Source organism: Bartonella callosciuri (assembly GCF_014203215.1).
GTDB classification, from domain to species: domain Bacteria; phylum Pseudomonadota; class Alphaproteobacteria; order Rhizobiales; family Rhizobiaceae; genus Bartonella; species Bartonella callosciuri.
This window is the reverse complement of sequence record NZ_JACHIM010000026.1, coordinates 1-1546: the sequence shown is the minus strand read 5'-3', so window position 1 is coordinate 1546 and position 1546 is coordinate 1. Positions and strand designations below refer to the sequence as shown.

Sequence of the window (1546 nt, the reverse complement as noted above, 5' to 3'; positions counted from 1 at the left end):
GGTTTTAGCGGCATGTGCTGGTATTTTCTTTGTCGCTAGACGCTTTTAGGAGCAACGCTTTTGATTTTGCAGAACCAGGGTTGTGGGCAAAGGGTTTTATGTTTCCTCTACCTACCAAACCGTGGAAACGAGAGAGCCAACAGGATTCCTCAAAGCAGAAGCTCTTGCACCGATTATTGGGTCTTTCTCAGGTCTTGGTGGCTTATCACGATGAAATGTGTGAGATTTTGTCTCCCAAAGCTAAAAATCGAGTATCATTTTTGCCATAGAGGATACAGCGTTGAAAAAATAAAAAATGTGCTGATCTTTCAACCTTTGAGAGATGCAGAGGAGAAATTTGTATAACTTCAAAAAATAATGACATAAATGACATAAATATTGTTTTGAAAAGACAGCCTCGTTAGTCATTTATCGTCAAAATAATTCTAAATGCATTGAAAGAGATTCATAATCTCAACATTTCAATCATTCATAATCGAATATTTCGTAAATCAGTTATGCAGGAAAGGACATCAGAGCCTAAAAATGATGCAATATTATTTCCATGTTCAAGGCTCTTTAATTTAAATCCGTACAGTTTTTGGCCCATACAGTTTTTAGATTGTAAGTGTTTTTTATTCATCTATGGAAACAAGTTTCGTGAAACACTTATCTTTTTCATCCATAAAACACGTTCATACGTGCTTTGCAAGCTTGATTGCTGTCAATTCAATTGCATCTTGGAAAGGTTTGATTTGTCTTAGATCTCATTCAAAGACGGATATTTGATTTCTGTGTAAAAATATTCTCTAATGCATCAATAAGACGTGAAAAATCAATCGCTAATAAGAAGATGATGAATATAATCCATTTCGTATAACGAGACATCACCTTCACACTTTTGTAGGTAAGTATCATTTCCTGAAGCATTTCTTTTTCTGTTTCTGTAAGCTCAATGTATTTTTCATTTTTGTTTCTAGCCATGTTTCCACCCACACAAATGTTCACCCTGCGTATTATGTTTTAAGATCTCTCTTGCTAAGTTTGAACTGATGGCGTTCAGATCTTGCTTGTCTAAATAAATGGGCAACCAACCAACACAAGAAGAAGCGTATTTATTTGTTGCGCAACCAGTTAGAGAGAGCAGCACGTACATCAGCATCACTTTTTTTGTTAATCTCATTTTCCACCTCAAGCCGTGTTGTTGCTGTCTTTAGAGCCTTTTCTGTTTGCTTTTGCTGTTGAACCTTTTTTCCAAGGGTAAAGGCTCTTGCTAAAGCCATAAAAAAAGTGGCTAAAGCCGCACCTTTTACCATCAGATTTCTTTTTATCCATAAGATCACAAGCGTTGCTCCTAAAAGCGTCTAGCGACAAAGAAAATACCAGCACATGCCGCTAAAACCATAATGGCAGCAAGTGCCCATTGCACAGGATCATTTCCAGCCAATAAGCCACCAAGACCTGAGAAAGAACCAATAATCGGTGCAAGAGCTTCTACTTTGAGGAATCCTGTTGGCTCTCTCGTTTCCACGGTTTGGTAGTTAGAGAAAACATAAGACCCTTTGCC

General features: G+C 37.5%; 3 protein-coding genes and 2 pseudogenes. 1 reads left to right on the top strand and 4 read right to left on the bottom strand.

What is annotated here, in order from left to right:
* Window positions 1-68: 68 nt before the first annotated feature.
* Window positions 69-205, top strand: a pseudogene (locus HNQ69_RS07550) (lysozyme); the annotation flags it as partial.
* Between the two features lie 545 nt (window positions 206-750).
* On the opposite strand, the gene HNQ69_RS07545 reads toward HNQ69_RS07550, so the two are convergent.
* From HNQ69_RS07545 to HNQ69_RS07535, 4 genes and pseudogenes are all read right to left on the bottom strand, one after another.
* Window positions 751-963 (bottom strand): hypothetical protein, encoded by a 213-nt coding sequence (locus tag HNQ69_RS07545; RefSeq protein WP_183229404.1) that lies wholly within the window; start codon window positions 961-963, stop codon window positions 751-753.
* Window positions 956-1162: a hypothetical protein gene (locus HNQ69_RS08110; RefSeq protein WP_246348571.1), complete on the bottom strand. Its 207-nt coding sequence runs from the start codon at window positions 1160-1162 to the stop codon at window positions 956-958. Before HNQ69_RS08110 ends, HNQ69_RS07545 begins: the two co-directional genes overlap by 8 nt.
* Window positions 1095-1322, bottom strand: coding sequence for a hypothetical protein (locus HNQ69_RS07540; protein WP_183229403.1), 228 nt, complete (start codon window positions 1320-1322; stop codon window positions 1095-1097). Before HNQ69_RS07540 ends, HNQ69_RS08110 begins: the two co-directional genes overlap by 68 nt.
* Before the next feature lie 11 nt (window positions 1323-1333).
* Window positions 1334-1546, bottom strand: a pseudogene (locus HNQ69_RS07535) (lysozyme); the annotation flags it as partial.